At 71.2% G+C, this 15523-nt stretch carries 17 protein-coding genes and 1 pseudogene; 1 reads left to right on the forward strand and 17 read right to left on the reverse strand.

Features of this window, described 5'->3' with window-relative positions; translation table 11 throughout:
- Positions 1 to 156: 156 nt before the first annotated feature.
- The 5 genes from R2D22_RS10570 to rpsB form a co-directional block, all read right to left on the reverse strand.
- The gene (locus R2D22_RS10570) at positions 157 to 1191 is read right to left on the reverse strand and encodes a phosphatidate cytidylyltransferase (RefSeq protein ID WP_318102842.1); all 1035 of its coding nucleotides are present in this window, start codon (positions 1189 to 1191) and stop codon (positions 157 to 159) included.
- Positions 1191 to 1748: a ribosome recycling factor gene (gene frr, locus R2D22_RS10575; RefSeq protein WP_318102843.1), complete on the reverse strand. Its 558-nt coding sequence runs from the start codon at positions 1746 to 1748 to the stop codon at positions 1191 to 1193. Before frr ends, R2D22_RS10570 begins: the two co-directional genes overlap by 1 nt.
- 88 nt (positions 1749 to 1836) lie before the next feature.
- On the reverse strand, positions 1837 to 2601 hold the full coding sequence (gene pyrH, locus R2D22_RS10580) for a UMP kinase (protein WP_318102844.1): 765 nt from the start codon (positions 2599 to 2601) through the stop codon (positions 1837 to 1839).
- A gap of 157 nt (positions 2602 to 2758) precedes the next feature.
- The gene (gene tsf, locus R2D22_RS10585; protein ID WP_318102845.1) at positions 2759 to 3595 is read right to left on the reverse strand and encodes a translation elongation factor Ts; all 837 of its coding nucleotides are present in this window, start codon (positions 3593 to 3595) and stop codon (positions 2759 to 2761) included.
- A 102-nt stretch (positions 3596 to 3697) separates the two neighbouring features.
- The gene (rpsB, locus tag R2D22_RS10590; RefSeq protein WP_318102846.1) at positions 3698 to 4579 is read right to left on the reverse strand and encodes a 30S ribosomal protein S2; all 882 of its coding nucleotides are present in this window, start codon (positions 4577 to 4579) and stop codon (positions 3698 to 3700) included.
- 255 nt (positions 4580 to 4834) lie between these two features.
- Between rpsB and R2D22_RS10595 the strand changes: the two genes are divergently transcribed.
- Positions 4835 to 5305 (forward strand): M23 family metallopeptidase, encoded by a 471-nt coding sequence (locus R2D22_RS10595; RefSeq protein WP_318102847.1) that lies wholly within the window; start codon positions 4835 to 4837, stop codon positions 5303 to 5305.
- Between the two features lie 68 nt (positions 5306 to 5373).
- Here R2D22_RS10595 and R2D22_RS10600 read toward each other — a convergent pair whose 3' ends face one another.
- The 12 genes and pseudogenes from R2D22_RS10600 to rplS form a co-directional block, all read right to left on the reverse strand.
- Entirely contained in the window at positions 5374 to 5934 is a 561-nt protein-coding gene (locus R2D22_RS10600) for a TetR/AcrR family transcriptional regulator (RefSeq protein WP_318109688.1), read from the reverse strand.
- 53 nt (positions 5935 to 5987) lie between these two features.
- Positions 5988 to 6824 carry an RNA polymerase sigma factor WhiG gene (gene whiG / locus R2D22_RS10605; protein WP_318102848.1) on the reverse strand — a complete coding sequence of 279 codons (837 nt, stop codon included), beginning with the start codon at positions 6822 to 6824 and terminating at the stop codon, positions 5988 to 5990.
- A gap of 218 nt (positions 6825 to 7042) precedes the next feature.
- Entirely contained in the window at positions 7043 to 8317 is a 1275-nt protein-coding gene (dprA, locus tag R2D22_RS10610) for a DNA-processing protein DprA (protein WP_318102849.1), read from the reverse strand.
- On the reverse strand, positions 8314 to 9981 hold the full coding sequence (locus R2D22_RS10615; protein ID WP_318102850.1) for a YifB family Mg chelatase-like AAA ATPase: 1668 nt from the start codon (positions 9979 to 9981) through the stop codon (positions 8314 to 8316). Before R2D22_RS10615 ends, dprA begins: the two co-directional genes overlap by 4 nt.
- The gene (locus tag R2D22_RS10620; RefSeq protein WP_318102851.1) at positions 9981 to 10352 is read right to left on the reverse strand and encodes a YraN family protein; all 372 of its coding nucleotides are present in this window, start codon (positions 10350 to 10352) and stop codon (positions 9981 to 9983) included. Before R2D22_RS10620 ends, R2D22_RS10615 begins: the two co-directional genes overlap by 1 nt.
- Before the next feature lie 105 nt (positions 10353 to 10457).
- On the reverse strand, positions 10458 to 10766 hold the full coding sequence (locus R2D22_RS10625) for a DUF2469 domain-containing protein (protein WP_005311352.1): 309 nt from the start codon (positions 10764 to 10766) through the stop codon (positions 10458 to 10460).
- Positions 10767 to 10821: 55 nt separating this feature from the next.
- Positions 10822 to 11391, reverse strand: a complete 570-nt coding sequence (locus tag R2D22_RS10630; protein WP_318102852.1) for an NUDIX hydrolase — start codon at positions 11389 to 11391, stop codon at positions 10822 to 10824.
- Complete coding sequence (lepB, locus tag R2D22_RS10635) at positions 11388 to 12164, reverse strand: signal peptidase I (RefSeq protein ID WP_318102853.1); 777 nt, start codon at positions 12162 to 12164, stop codon at positions 11388 to 11390. The genes R2D22_RS10630 and lepB (R2D22_RS10635) overlap by 4 nt, the downstream gene beginning before the upstream one ends.
- 210 nt (positions 12165 to 12374) lie before the next feature.
- Positions 12375 to 13298: a signal peptidase I gene (gene lepB / locus R2D22_RS10640; protein WP_318109689.1), complete on the reverse strand. Its 924-nt coding sequence runs from the start codon at positions 13296 to 13298 to the stop codon at positions 12375 to 12377.
- A pseudogene (lepB, locus tag R2D22_RS10645) lies at positions 13252 to 14277 on the reverse strand (signal peptidase I); the annotation flags it as partial. The pseudogene lepB (R2D22_RS10645) and the gene lepB (R2D22_RS10640), both read right to left, overlap by 47 nt.
- Entirely contained in the window at positions 14270 to 15112 is an 843-nt protein-coding gene (lepB, locus tag R2D22_RS10650; RefSeq protein WP_318102855.1) for a signal peptidase I, read from the reverse strand. The pseudogene lepB (R2D22_RS10645) and the gene lepB (R2D22_RS10650), both read right to left, overlap by 8 nt.
- Positions 15113 to 15172: 60 nt before the next feature.
- The gene (rplS, locus tag R2D22_RS10655; RefSeq protein WP_318102856.1) at positions 15173 to 15523 is read right to left on the reverse strand and encodes a 50S ribosomal protein L19; all 351 of its coding nucleotides are present in this window, start codon (positions 15521 to 15523) and stop codon (positions 15173 to 15175) included.

Raw genomic sequence — 15523 nt, forward strand, 5'->3', positions numbered from 1 at the left:
GGTCGCATCCTCCCCATCACCCCGAAGGGGGGTCGGCGACCCGCCACGGACGTCCTCCACTTGGCGGACACGGACGGCCGGGAGACAGCGAAGGGCCCGTCACCCCTCAGGGTGACGGGCCCTTCGCCGACGTGCCGCCGGCGACGTGCCGAAGGATCAGGCCGTGCCGACGAACAGCACCAGCAGCAGCCAGACCACCGGCGCCGTCGGCAGCAGCGAGTCCAGCCGGTCCATGATGCCGCCGTGTCCCGGGAGCAGCGTGCCCATGTCCTTGATGCCCAGGTCGCGCTTGATCATCGACTCGCCGAGGTCGCCGAGCGTCGCGCTCGCCGCCACCGCCAGGCCGAGCAGCAGGCCCTGCCACCACGTGCCGTCGTCGATCAGGAACTGCATGCACAGCGCGCCCGCCGCCATCGCGAAAGTCACCGCGCCGAGCAGACCCTCGCGGGTCTTGCCGGGGCTGATCCTCGGGGCCAGCTTGTGCTTGCCGAACCGCCAGCCGATCGCGTACGCCCCGGTGTCACTGACCACGGTCAGCAGCAGGAACGTCAGCACCCGCTCCGGCCCGTCGTCGGCGGTGAGCATCAGCGCCACGAACGTCGCCAGGAACGGCACGTAGAACGCCGCGAACACGCCCGCCGTGACGTCCTTCAGGTAGCCCTCGGGCGGTTCCGTCATCCGCCAGACGAGCACCGCGAGCGCGGTGAGCGCCATCGCCACCCACGCGCCCTCGGCTCCGCGGACGTACCCGGCGACGACCATCGCCGCGCCGCCGACCGCGAGCGGGACGAGCGGCGCCTTGATGCCCTTGCGTTCCTGCAGCCGGGTGGTGAGCTCCCACAGGCCGACCACAACGGCGAGCGCTATCACGCCGACGAACGCGGGCTTCCAGATGAAGAGCGAGGCGATGATGACGGCACCGAGGCCGACGCCGACCCCTATCGCCGCCCCCAGGTCACGCCCCGCGCTCTTCTTCTGCGGGGGCTGCTGGGGCGGCGGCGTGGGCATGGGCTCCTGGTCTCCGGCGGCCGGAACGTCGGGCACGATGGGCATGGGCGCAGTCTGCTGTGCCCGGTGCTGATCGTATGCGGGACCCGCCGGGAGCGGCCCCCCGGGACCCGCCGGGGCGGGCCCCTGGTCGGGTCCCCAGTAGCCGGCGGGGGCCGGGGCTCCCCAGGAAGAGTCGTTCATCAGACCTCGAGCAGCTCGGCTTCCTTGTGCTTGAGCAGCTCGTCCACCTGCGCGACGTACTTCGCGGTGGTGTCGTCGAGCTCCTTCTCGGCGCGGCGGCCCTCGTCCTCACCGACCTCGCCGTCCTTGACGAGCTTGTCGATGGCCTCCTTGGCCTTGCGGCGCACGGAGCGGATCGAGATCTTCGAGTCCTCGGCCTTGCCCTTGGCGACCTTGATGTACTCGCGGCGGCGCTCCTCGGTCAGCTCCGGGAACACCACACGGATGATGTTGCCGTCGTTGCTCGGGTTGACGCCGAGGTCGGAGTCGCGGATCGCCTGCTCGATGTTGCGCAGCGCGCTCTTGTCGAACGGGGTCACCACGGCCATGCGCGGCTCGGGCACCGAGAAGGACGCCAGCTGGTTGATGGGCGTGATGGCGCCGTAGTAGTCGGCCACGATCTTGTTGAACATCGCCGGGTGCGCACGGCCGGTGCGGATCGCGGCGAAGTCCTCCTTGGCGACCACGACGGCCTTCTCCATCTTCTCCTCGGCCTCGAGGAGGGTCTCTTCGATCACCACTTGCTCCTGCGTGTCGTAGCGTCTTGTCCTGCACGGTGTACGACCGGCAGGGCTCTGTCCATCCCCTCGCGGGGCGGTACCGGTTTCAGGCCCGGGTGCCCTGGTCGCTCACGAGAGTGCCGATCTTCTCACCCTTCACCGCGCGGGCGATATTGCCCTCCGCGAGAAGCTCGAAGACGAGGATCGGGAGGTTGTTGTCGCGGCAGAGCGTGATGGCGGTGGCGTCCGCGACCTTGAGGTTGCGGGAGAGCACCTCGCCGTACTCCAGCGCGTCGAACTTCACCGCGTCCGGGTTGGTCTTCGGGTCGGAGTCGTACACGCCGTCCACGCCGTTCTTGCCCATGAGCAGGGCCTCGGCGTCGATCTCCAGCGCGCGCTGGGCCGCGGTGGTGTCGGTGGAGAAGTAGGGCATGCCCATACCGGCGCCGAAGATGACCACGCGGCCCTTCTCCAGGTGGCGCACGGCGCGCAGCGGGATGTACGGCTCCGCGACCTGGCCCATGGTGATGGCGGTCTGGACCCGGGAGTCGATGCCCTCCTTCTCCAGGAAGTCCTGGAGGGCGAGGCAGTTCATGACGGTGCCGAGCATGCCCATGTAGTCCGAGCGGGCCCGGTCCATGCCGCGGACCTGGAGCTCGGCGCCCCGGAAGAAGTTGCCACCGCCGATGACGACGGCGATCTCCGCCCCGTCACGGACGACGGCGGCGATCTCGCGCGCGATGGCGTGCACGACGTCGGGGTCGACGCCGAGGCCGGTGCCTCCGGAGAATGCCTCGCCGGACAGCTTCAGCATGAAGCGGCCGGCCTTGTTGCCGTGATTGTCGTCGCCCTGTGCGGCGCCCTGGTTCATGGAGATCTCCTCGTGCACATACGAAGAAGGCCATTGCCGGTGGGTCTGGTGTCCCTGCGGCAATGGCCTCCTCGTCAGATCTGCGGTCTCCGGCGCCTGGGCGGCCGGCGACCGCTGTGGAAACCCTAGCGGGCTCCCGTGTCGATCAAATACCGGCTCAGATGCCGACCTTGATGCGCGCGAAGCGCTTCAGGGTGACACCGGCGTCCTTCAGGACCTGCTCGACGGACTTCTTGTTGTCCAGCGCGTACGGCTGGCCGAGGAGGGTGGCCTCCTTGAAGAAGCCGTTGACGCGACCCTCGACGATCTTCGGGAGAGCGGCCTCGGGCTTGCCCTCGGCGCGGGTGGTCTCCTCGGCGACGCGGCGCTCGGACTCGACGACCTCGGCCGGGACGTCCTCGCGGGACAGGTACTTCGGCGCGAAGGCGGCGATGTGCTGCGCGACGCCCTTGGCGACCTCGGCGTTCGGCTGGTCCAGCTCGACCAGGACACCGATCTGCGGCGGCAGGTCGGGCATGGTGCGGTGCATGTAGGCGGTGACGTAGCCGTCGGCGTACTGCGCGAAGCGGTCCAGGACGATCTTCTCGCCGAGGTTGGCGTTGGCCTCGTCGACGTACGCCTGAACGGTCTTGCCGGGCTCGATCTCGGAGGCGAGCAGCGCCTCGATGTCGGCCGGGGAGGTGGCGGCGACGTGCGCGGCCAGCGCGTTGGCCACGGCCTGGAACTTGTCACCCTTGGCGACGAAGTCCGTCTCGCACTTCAGCTCGACGATGACGCCGGAGGTGTTGTCGTCGGCGATGAGGGAGACCACGGCGCCGTTCTCGGCGGAGCGGCCCTCGCGCTTGGCCACACCCTTCTGGCCCTTGATGCGCAGCGCCTCGACGGCCTTGTCGACGTTGCCCTCGGCCTCGTCGAGCGCCTTCTTGCAGTCCATCATGCCGGCGCCGGTGAGCTCGCGGAGCTTCTTGACGTCAGCGGCGGTGTAGTTCGCCATGAGTCTGTATTTCTCTCTCGAAGTCTGAAAGATCTACGAAGATCTACGGGTGGACGGCGGGGGCCTCGTGAGCCCCCGCCGTCAGCAACCGAAGTGTGAAGGTCAGGCCTGCTCGGCGTCGGCGGCCGGAGCCTCCGGAGCAGCCTCGGCGGCCGGGGCCTCGGCAGCGGCCTCGGCCGGCTTCTCCGCGGCGTCGTCGGCCTTCTTCTCGCCCTCGAGCAGGTCGCGCTCCCACTCGGCGAGCGGCTCGCCCGCGGCCTTCTCGCCCGGCTTCGAGTCGCCGGTCGCGGCGCCGGAACGGGCGATGAGGCCCTCGGCGACGGCGTCGGCGATCACGCGGGTGAGCAGGGTGACGGAGCGGATCGCGTCGTCGTTGCCCGGGATCTTGTAGTCGACCTCGTCGGGGTCACAGTTGGTGTCGAGGATCGCGACGACCGGGATGTGGAGCTTGCGCGCCTCACCGACGGCGATGTGCTCCTTCTTGGTGTCGACGATCCAGACGGCGCTCGGCACCTTCTGCATCTCGCGGATACCACCGAGGGTCTTCTCCAGCTTGGCCTTCTCGCGGGAGAGGACCAGGAGCTCCTTCTTGGTGAGGCCGGAGGCGGCCACGTCCTCGAAGTCGATCGCCTCGAGCTCCTTCAGACGCTGAAGGCGCTTGTAGACGGTGGAGAAGTTGGTCAGCATGCCGCCGAGCCAGCGCTGGTTGACGTAGGGCATGCCCACGCGCGTGGCCTGCTCGGCGATGGCCTCCTGGGCCTGCTTCTTGGTGCCGACGAACATGATGGAGCCGCCGTGCGCGACGGTCTCCTTGACGAACTCGTAGGCGCGGTCGATGTACGACAGCGACTGGAGCAGGTCGATGATGTAGATGCCGTTGCGCTCGGTGAAGATGAAGCGCTTCATCTTCGGGTTCCAGCGACGGGTCTGGTGACCGAAGTGGACGCCGCTCTCCAGCAGCTCCCGCATCGTGACGACGGCCATGGCCGTATCTCCTTGAGTTTCTCGGTTGTGTCCTGACGCCCCGGCGCGCCGTGCCACGAGGGACCGAAAGGCGCTGCCACGACTTTTTGACGGTGGTGGCGGGGCGTGCGAAGTCGACCCGGTGACCCGGGTCGCCATAGGAAGTGTACGGGACCCCGGACGTGCCGGGTGACGGCGCTGTCCACAACCGGTCGGTTGTCCACAGATACCGTCCATGATCCGCACGGATCGGACAGTCGCGGGACGCTGTCGCCCATGAACACGACCGCTCTGCTGCTCGCACTGGCGCTCCCGGTGGCCTTCGTCTGGCCGGTGGGCCCGCCGCGCCCCGAGGTGGTACGCCCCTGGTCCCCACCGGCCTCCCCGTACGGCCCCGGCCACCGCGGCGTCGACCTCGCGGCCCCGCCGGGCACCCCGGTCCGAGCGGCCGCGGCAGGGGTGGTCACCTTCGCGGGCCGGGTGGCCGGCCGCGGCGTCCTCACGATCACCCTCCCGACCACGGGCGACCCACCCCTGCGCACCACGTACACCCCGGTGGAGCCGGTAGCGGAACGCGGCACGGAGGTGGCAGCGGGCGAGGTGGTGGCAAGCGTGTCCGCCACTCCCCCGCACTGCAAGGAGAGCTGCCTCCACTGGGGTCTACTCAGAGGCGACGTGTATCTGAACCCCCTGACCTTGATCGCCCGCCCGCCGTCCCGGCTCCTGCCGGTGTTCGACGTGCCCTGAGGCGGGGCGTTCCGGGGGCGGGAGGGAGGGGGCGGGGGTGGGAGGGGAGGGGGGAGGGGGCCCCGGGGTCAGGACGGGCGGATGCCGTGGAGGGCCATGGATACGGCCGTTTCGGCGATGGTGGCCGGGTCCTCCGCGGCGCCGAGTTCGATGCGGCGGGCGGCGGCGTCGACGACGCCCTGGAGGAGCATCGCGGCGAGGCGGGGTTCCGGCTGGCCGAGGGCGGCGAGGGCTTCGACGATCATCGCGACGAGGCCGCCGTGGGCCGCGCGGATCTTCTCGCGGGCGCCGTCGTCCAGTTCGCTCGCCGAGATCGCGACGACGGCCCGGTGGCGCCGGTCCCCGACGAGGTCGAGCTGGGTGCGGACGTACGCCTCGACCTGGCCCTCGGCCGTGTCCGCGGCGGCCATCGCGGCCTCGACCTCGGCGGCCCAGACGGGGAAGTCGACGGCGCACAGCTCCTCGACGACAGCGGCGCGCGAGCGGAAGTACTCGTACACGGACGAGCGGGCCAGGCCCGTGCGCTCGGCGAGGGCGGGGAAGGTCAGCGCCTCCGTCCCGCCTTCGGACAGCAGGGAGCGCGCGGCGTCCAGCAGGGCGCCGCGCTGCATGGTCCGGTGCTCGGCCACGGAGGCCGCTCGAATCCTGGGCACGGCTCCACTGTACGACCGGCCCCGCGGGGTCAGCGCCCTACATCGGCCAGCTTGGCTCGCAGCTGCAGCACGGACTTGGTGTGGATCTGGCTGACCCGGCTCTCGGTGACGCCGAGGACGTGGCCGATCTCGGCGAGGGTGAGTCCCTCGTAGTAGTAGAGGGTGACGACGGTCTTCTCGCGCTCCGGGAGCGTGTTGATGGCCCGGGCGAGCAGCCGGCGCAGCTCGCGGTCCTCGGCGACCTCGACGGGGTTGTCCGCCGCGGTGTCCTCCAGGGTGTCCATCAGCGACAGCCGGTCGCCGCCCTCGCCGCCGACGTGCAGCAGCTCCTCCAGGGCGACCACATTCGCCAGCGACAACTGGCTGAAAACCGCGTGCAGTTCCTCCAGGGCGATGCCCATCTCGGCGGCGACCTCGCCCTCGGAGGGCGTGCGGCGCAGCTGCGCCTCGAGGGTCGCGTAGGCGCGCTCGACGTTGCGCGCCTTCTGCCGCACGCTGCGCGGGATCCAGTCCAGGGCCCGGAGTTCGTCGATCATCGCGCCGCGGATGCGGGTGATCGCGTACGTCTCGAATTTGATCGACCGCTCGACGTCGAACTTCTCGATGGCGTCGATGAGTCCGAAGACGCCGGAGGAGACGAAGTCGGCCTGTTCCACATTGGAGGGCAGCCCCACGCTGACCCGGCCGGCGACGTACTTCACCAGCGGTGAGTAGTGCAGGATCAGCTGCTCCCGCAGGCGCTCGTCGCCGGTGTCCTTGTAGGAGCGCCAGAGCTCGTCGAGCGATGACGGTGCGGGCGGTCGCACGGTGCCCCGGGCTGCTGGGGGCACCGCGGCGCGGTCAGACCCGGAGGTGTGCTGGGGCATGCGTTGCCTTGTGCCGTTCTGCCGTCTGGGTGGGGATCCTGGCGAGCGTAGCGTGACTGGACTGTCGCGGTACGCGAACGCCCGGGGATCGTGCCTGTCCGGGTAGCCGGGCTCGGCCACATCTTCGAACCCGGTCCGTGGCGCGCTGCGGCCCCGCGGGTACGGCCGAGAGAACTCGGTTGCTCATCTGCCTCACCTTTTCACCCGAATGCTCCAGGTCAAGTACCGCCTCGCCGCATGTTCGACCCGCTTCTGCCCGTGTTCGTCAATCTCCATCGACCGTCCAGACGTTCGACGAACCCCAGTGAGTGCAGTTCGTACAGGCGCGCGACGGTCTCGTCGGGGGTGGTGCCGCCGCGGAGGGCGATGTCCTGCGCGGTGGTGGTGCCGTGGGCGGGCAGCGCGTCGAGGACTCTGGTGCAGTCGGGGTCCAGGAAGTCCCTGGGGAGTACGGGGCCGTGGCGCGCGGGTGCCAGTTCACCGATGGCACCGACGAGTTCGATCACTTCGGCCGCGTCGGTGACGAGCGTGCCGGTGTCACGCAGGAGTTCGTGGACACCGGCGGAGAGGCCGGAGGTGACGGGTCCGGGAACTCCCATCGTGTGCCGGCCGAGCCGCTGCGCGGCACGGGCGGTGACGAGGGATCCGCTGCGGTACTCGGCCTCCACCACGACGGTGCCGCGGGTGAGCGCGGCGATGACGCGGTTGCGGAGGATGAACCGGGCGGGGGTGGGATGGCTGCCCGGCGGCAGCTCGCCGAGGACGAGGCCCTGTTCGGCGATGCGGCAGATCAGTCCGGCGTGACCGCGCGGGTACGGGGTGTCGACCCCGCAGGCGAGCACGGCGACCGTGGCGCCGTGGACGGCCAGGGCACCGCGGTGCGCGGCGCCGTCGATGCCGAAGGCCGCGCCGGAGACGACCACCCAGCCGCGTTCGGCGAGGCCGGAGGCCAGACCGGTGGCGATGTGCGCGCCGTACGGGGTGCAGGCACGGGCCCCGACGACGGCGACCGAGCGCAGTGCCCAGGCCCGCAGGTCGGCGGGGCCACGCACCCAGAGGCCGACGGGCCGGGCGTCCCCGAGGTCGTCGAGCTGGCGGGGCCACTCGGTGTCGCCGGGGGCGACGAATCGTCCGCCGAGCGCGGCGACGGCGTCGAGGTCCCGCTCGGGGGCGGCGTCGGCCGCGGCCTGCGCGGCACGGTGGCACCATCCCTGCACCCGCTTGGCCCCGGTCCCGGGGAAGGCGTCGTCGCCGCCGTCCGCGGCGGCGCGGATCCGGTCGAGGAATCCGACGGCCCCGTACCGGCCCAGCCATCGCCCCGCGTGTTCGTCGCCCGGTTCGACGACCCGGGTGAGCTCGGCCCGAGCGAACCGCTCGCCGTCCTGAGCCCGATCACCGTCCCCGAGCCGCTCGCCGTCCCGAGCCCGCTCGCCGTCCCCGAGCCGCTCGCCGTCCGGAGCCCGCTCGCCGTCCGTGGGCGCTTCCCCCGTCATGACCATTCCCCCGCTCCCGTTCCCGCTCCGGCAGGCACCGGCACCGGGGCCGGCACCGGGGCCGGCACCGGGGCCGCGACGCCGCGGGCGATGCCCGTGCGGAGTTCGAGGGCGAGGGCGAGGTCCTGGGCGTCGGGCCGGTCGTGGCCGGCGAGGTCGGCGACCGTCCAGGCGACGCGGAGGACCCGGTCGAGGCCGCGGGCGGTGAGCAGGCCGCGTTCGATGTCCCGTTCGGCGGCGGCGAGGGCTCCGGAGACGGCGAGGAAGCGGGTGCGCAGCTCGTGGCCGGGGATCTCGCTGTTGACGCGCCAGGGGGTGCCGTCGAGCCGGGCGGCGGCGCGGTCGCGCGCCTCGCGGACCCGTTCGGCGACCACGGCGCTGGTCTCGCCGCGCCCGCCCTGCCCGAGGAGATCGGACCGGGTGACGGGTTCGACCTCGACCCGCAGATCCACCCGATCGAGGAGGGGTCCGGAGAGCCGGGCCTGGTAACGGCGGATGATCGAGGAGGGGCATTCGCAGTCCGAGCCGCGCAGGGTGTGCCGACCGCAGGGGCAGGGGTTGGCGGCGAGGACCATCAGGAACCGGGCGGGTAGGCGCACGACCCCGGCGGCGCGGGCGACGATCACGTGCCCGGACTCCAGTGGCTGCCGCAGTGCGTCGAGCGCTTTCCCGGAGAACTCGGGCGCCTCGTCCAGGAACAGCACGCCCCGATGAGCGAGGGAGACCGCTCCGGGACGCGGCAGCCCGTTGCCGCCGCCGACGAGGGACTGCATGGTCGCCGAGTGGTGGGGTGCGCAGTAGGGCGCGCGGCGGACGAGGGGTTCGCCGGGCGGCAGGATGCCGGCGACGGAGTGGACGGCGGTGACTTCGAGGGATTCCTGCCGGGTGAGCGGGGGCAACACCGTGGGGAGCCGTTCGGCGAGCATGGTCTTTCCGGCGCCGGGCGGTCCGGAGAGCAGCAGGTGGTGGCCGCCGGCGGCGGAGACCTCGATGGCGGTGCGGGCGGTGTGCTGCCCGGCGACGTCCGCGAGGTCGGGTCCGTCCCCGGACTCGGCGGCGAGCCCGGTGCCGACTCCGGCGCCGGGGACGAGCAGTCCTGCGAGCATCGCGTCGGGCCGGCCGGCCTGCGGGGGTTCCTCCTCGGGGACGGGTTCGTCGGCGAGGACGGCGATGAGCTGACGCAGGCTGCGGACGCCCAGGACGGAGACGCCGGGGACGAGTGCGGCCTCGCCGGCGGTCTGTTCGGGGACGACGACCTGTTCGTAGCCGGCTTCGGCGGCGGCGAGTACGGCGGGCAGGATGCCGCGGACGGGCCGGACCCGGCCGTCGAGGCCGAGTTCGCCGATGAGGACGAGGTCCGCGATGGCCCGGGGGTCGATGCGTTCGGCCGCGCCGAGTACGGCGGCGGCGACGGCCAGGTCGAATCCGCTGCCGCTCTTGGGGACGGAGGCCGGGCTGAGGCCGACGGTGAGTTTCCGCTGCGGCCACTCGGCTTCCGAGTTGACGATGGCGGCGCGGACCCGGTCGCGGCTCTCGCTGAGGCTCTTGTCGGGGAGTCCGACGAGCGTGAACGCGGCGACGCCGGCTTCGAGGTCGGCCTGTACCTCGACGACGACACCTTCGACGCCGACCAGGGCGACGGAGCAGGTGCGGGCGAATCCCATCACGCCACCCCCTTGGCGTGGGTGAGGTGCGGGGCGCCGCGGCGGGGCAGGACGACGCCGATCAGGTCGATGCGGATGCCGCCGCCGGGCGGGGCTCCGCCGTGCCGGTGGAGCCAGCAGTCGGCGAGCCGTTTGAGGCGGTCGGCCTTGCGCGCGGTGACGGCGGCCATGGGGTGTTCGTAGGAGCCGTCCCTGCGGGTCTTCACCTCGCAGACGACGAGGGTGTCGCCGTCCCGGGCGACGATGTCGATCTCTCCGGTGCGGCCACAACGCCAGTTGCGGGCGAGGACGTGCATGCCGGTCCCGGTGAGCCAGCGGGCGGCCAGGTCTTCTCCGTACCGTCCCAGGGCCTGCGTCGCGTTCGCGTTCATTTGATACCACCTCCGCTATTGAAGGTGACACTCCGTGACGATCCGTGTGCGGCCCTGTGGACGACGGGCCGGTTGTGGAGAACCGGCTCAGTCCTGCGGGTGGTTTCAGCTGCCGGGAAGTTCCAGGTCGCTCTTGTTGAGCTCCTCGATGTTCACGTCCTTGAACGTGAGGACACGGACCTGCTTGACGAAACGGGCCGGTCGGTACATGTCCCAGACCCATGCGTCGGCCATCGAGACCTCGAAGAACACCTCGCCCTGGACCGAGTGCACCTGCATCTCGTAGTCGTTGGTGAGGTAGAAGCGACGCTCGGTCTCGATCACGTATTTGAACAGCCCGACGACGTCTCGGTACTCCCGGTAGAGCTTCAGCTCCATCTCGGTCTCGTACTTCTCGAGGTCCTCGGCGCTCATGGCATGTTCCCCTTCAGCCGTGCGTCCCCCCATTGTGCGCCGGTCACAGGCGCCCCTAGGCGATTTCCGGGGCGAGGACGACCGGCGTACTCGGGGGTCCTTCGTCGAGCAGCGTGCGCAGCAGCTCGGCGAGCTTTGTCGGGTACACCGTCTCACGCGCCGCCGACAGTTCGGCGGAGGTCCACCATCTCAACCCCTTGGTACTGCGCGCCTCCAGCTCCGTGAGGCCGCCGGGGCTCACCGTGGTCTGGCTGGTTCGCGCCAGATAGAACCACTCGTCCTGGTGCCAGCGCCGCCCGTCGAACGGGAAGGAGCAGACTCGCTGCCAGAGCACGGGTCCCAGGTCGACGTCGGTGATGCCGGTCTCCTCGGCCAGCTCCCGCAGTGCCGCCGCCTCCCGGCTCTCCTCGCCCTCCAGGCCGCCGCCCGGTGTGAACCACCAGGTCTGCGCCGGGTCGTCGGGCTCGAAGCCGTGCATGAGCAGGATGCGGTCGTCCGGGTCGAGCAGCACGACCCGGGCCACCTGCCGCACCTCCGCCCCGTCCGCCGTCCCGTCTGCGATCCCGTCCGCCGTCCCGTCCGCGGTCCCGTCCGCAATCCCGTCCACGTTCGCCGTCCCCGTCATGCCGCCACCGCCTCTTCCTCGCGCCGCGACCGGCCGCCGCTGCCGCGCCGGCCCGCCAGCCGGGCCAGCGGCCCGTACGCGGCACCGACGAGGATCAGCGCCGCGCCGCCGACGATCGCGGCAACGACGAGCCGGACCGGTCCCGGCTCGGAGATCCCGCCGGGCAGCGCGGCGAAGCCGGTCGGCCGCTCCAGGACGCCGTCCATGGGCCAGGCGATCGCGTCGACCCTGCCGGTGACCGCCGAGCGCGGCACGGAGCCCTGTCCGGCCTCCTGGAGGTGGACGCGGGAGTCCATCGAGTTGCGCCGCTCGTCGCCGAGCAGGAAGAGCTTGCCGTCGGGCACCGTCACACTGAATTCCTGCCCCATGCCGGCGTCCTTCGACCGCAGGTACGGCTCGTCGATCGGCCTTCCGTTGACCGTCAGCCGGCCGCCCGCCCCCGCGACCTTGTCGCCGCCGATGCCGACGACCCGCTTGACCATGGGCATGTCGCCCCAGAGGGCTTCCTTGAAGACGACGACGTCACCGCGCTTCACCTCGCTGCCGTCGATGCGCTGGGCGAGCACCCGCGCGCCGGCCTCGACCGTGGGCGACATCGAGTCGGTGGGCACGGTGTACGGCTGGTAGAGCACCGCGCCCCAGACGAATCCGCCGAGGAAGAGCAGACAGCCGAGGGCCACCGCCAGCCCGGACAGCACACCGCCGACCCGGCCGCCGCCACCGCGGGCGTCGCCCCGGTCGCCACCGGCCCGGGTCCGTACCGTTTCGCTCACCGCAGCCCCGCATCCGATCCGCTGGTCCGTGGCATCTCCGTGCCATCTGAGTTCGGCACCTTACTCGGCGGTATGCGCACGTGAAAGGGCTCGTCTGCGCCGATGAACGCCCGGCAGGCACCGCACACGCGCCGCGCACTCCCCGCGCACGCAGCGGACCCCGTACCGGCAGGCGGTACGGGGTCCGGAAAGCGCGCGTCGGACGGGGTCTCAGGCCTCGGCGCCGGCGGTCAGCTTCTTCCGCCGCCACAGCACCAGCGGTACCGCTCCGGCGAGGCCGGCCGCGCCCGGGGCGACGGCCAGGGCCTTGTTCAGGCCGGGCTGGTCGAAGGTGTCCGGGACCGGCAGCGTGGCCCAGCGGGTGACCGGCCAGGCGACGACGACCGCGCGACCCACGACGTCCTCGTTGGCGACCGTGCCGCCACCGGGCAGCTCCTGGTGCCAGCGCGAGTCCATCGAGTTCTGCCGGTTGTCGCCCATCACCCAGATACGGCCCTCGGGGATGGTGATCGGCCCGAACGGCTTGTCGCCGCACGGCGTCGAGCCGGGCTTGATGTACGCGGTCTCGTCGAGCGCCTTGCCGTTCAGGATGACCTTGCCGCCCTCCTTGCACGACACGGTGTCCCCGCCGACCGCGATGACCCGCTTGATCAGGTCCTTCTCCTCGGCGGACGGCATCAGCCCGATGAAGCTCAGGAACTTCTGCAGCGCGTTCGGGTCGGGGGTCGGTTCGCCCTCCAGCCAGCCGCCCGGGTCGTGGAAGACGACGACCTCGCCGCGCTCCGGCTCCGAGCCGAACCACGGGGTGAGCTTGTCTACGAGGACCCGGTCGCCGCGCTTGAGCGTGTCCATCATCGATTCCGACGGAATGGAGAACGCCTGCACCAGGAACGTCTTGATCAGCAGCGCCAGGAGCAGCGCGATGCCGATCAGCAGCGGCAGTTCCTTCCAGAAGGAACGCGGCTTGTTGCCCGGCTGGTCGTCGCCCGTCTCGTCGCGCCCCGCGCCGTCGCCGGTCGCGGGTTCCCCGTCCGGGCGCCCCGTTCCGTCGTCGGTCATGGCCGCGGGCGACTCGCCGAGCTGCTCAGGCCTCTTCTCGGGCTCGTCGTGTCCGGATCGTGCCCCGACGGCCAAATCCCCCACATCCACTCCTCACTCCGTGCAATCGCCTGTCCCAGAACAGGGACAGGCCCACCACTCCCATAACGAGCGGGAGTTCCGCAGGGGTCGGGAGCCAGGGCAATCCGTTCAGATTTCGCGAGGACACACTATGCGACACACCGTGCGCGGACGTAGATCCGCGCCGTGCGTCGGGTACGGCCGCGAAGGTCTCGCGCTCCTCCAGGGTCCGCCAGTGCGACACCGGCCAGACGATGGAGATCGCGCGTCCGACGACCTGGTCCTCCGAGACGGTTCCCTGCCCCGGTTCACCCAGGTGGAAACGGGAATCGGCCGAGTCGGAGCGGTGATCGCCCAGGACGAAGATCCGGCCGGCCGGCACCTTCACCTCGAACTTGATCTCCGAGGGCTCGTTCCCGGGATGCAGGTACGGCTCGTTCAGGGGGACGCCGTTGACGGTGATCCGGCCGTCCTTGCCGCAGCACTTCACCGTGTCGCCGCCGACCGCCACGACCCGCTTGATCAGATCCTGCTCGTCGGAGGAGGGCAGCAGGCCGATGAACGTGAAGAACTGCTTGATCTGCTTGACGCCGACCGGGTCCTCGCCGGCCGGCGAGACCTCCTGGCTGAGCCAGCCGCCGGGGTCCTTGAAGACCACGACGTCGCCGCGCTGCGGCCGGCTGCCGAACCACGGCGTCAGCTTGTCGACGACGACCCGGTCCTGGATCCGGATGGTCTGCTCCATGGACCCGGACGGGATGACGAAGGCCTGCACCAGGAACGTCTTCAGGACCAGCGCTATCAGCACCGAGACGGTGATCAGGAGCGGGATCTCCTTGGCCGCGGAGCGCTGCCGCCGTCGCTTGACCCGGCGGGCGAGCCTGCGCCGCTCGGCGCGCCCGGGGAGCGGTCGTTCGCCGTCCGTGGGCCGCGAGCCGGTGGGCAGCGGCGTGTCGGTGCGGTGGCCCGCGGCGCGCCGCCCCCGGTTACCCATGGCCGCCCGCCCCGGCGGGCACGCTCCCGGGCGCCGGCACGCCGGCGAAGGCGTCGGTCCCGGCGATGGTGGTCCAGTGGGCGAACGGCCAGCCGATCCAGTCCACACGGCCGATGACCTTGTCGACGGGGACCATGCCGCCGCCCGGCGACCCCAGGTGGTCGCGGGAGTCGCTGGACCGGCTGCGGTGGTCGCCCATGCCCCACAGGGTGCCCTGGGGGACGACGATGTCGAAGGGCGCCTTGGAGGGCGCGTCGCCGAGGAACACGTACCGCTCCTCGATCTGCGTGCCGTTCACCCGGATCCGGCCCTCCTTGTCGCAGCAGACGACGCGGTCGCCGCCGACGCCCACCACCCGCTTCACGAAGTGGGTCTCGTCCGGCTCCGCGAGGCCCAGCGCGGCCGCGGCGCCGTGCAGCAGGCCGGCGACCGGGTTCTCCTCGGCCGGTTCGCGCACGAAGGAGTCGGTGCCGTCGAAGACGAGGACGTCACCGCGCCGCGGCTGGTCGCCGAAACGGTACGCCAGCTTGTTCACCAGGACCCGGTCCCCGACCTGGAGGGTGGGCTCCATGGAGCCGCTGGGGATGAGGAAGGGCTGGAGCACGAAGTGGCTGAGGAGCAGCAGGAAGACCGTGCAGGCGAGGCCGACAACTCCGGCGCTGCGCCAGGAGAGCCGCCCGCGAGCCGCCCCGTCCGTGGAATCGGCCGCGGAATCGACCAGGGCATCGTCCTCCGGAACGGCTTCGGAAACGCCCCCGGAAACGCGCGCGGAGCGCGACCGCTCCTCCGGCGTGGAGGAGCGGTCGCGCTCCGTGTGGTGTGCTTCGGTGTCCATCGGGGCCAGAGCCTATCCGGCCTGCCTGTGGACCCGAGCGCGCGACGGTGAGCCGGTGGCTCAGTTGTCGCGCTTCTCCTTGATCTTGGCAGCCTTGCCGCGCAGCTCACGCAGGTAGTAGAGCTTGGCGCGACGGACGTCACCGCGGGAGACGAGCTCGATCTTCTCGAAGATCGGGGAGTGCACCGGGAAGGTGCGCTCGACGCCGACGGAGAAGGAGACCTTGCGGACCGTGAAGGTCTCGGAGACGCCCGAGCCCTGGCGGCGGATGACGGCACCCTTGAACTGCTGGATACGAGAGCGGTTGCCCTCGATGACGCGGACGTGCACGTTGACCGTGTCACCCGGGCGGAAGGCCGGGACGTCCGAGCGCAGGGAGGCGGCGTTCACACCGTCGAGGAGAGAAGACAT

This window comes from Streptomyces sp. HUAS YS2 (genome assembly GCF_033343995.1).
Classification (GTDB): domain Bacteria; phylum Actinomycetota; class Actinomycetes; order Streptomycetales; family Streptomycetaceae; genus Streptomyces; species Streptomyces solicathayae.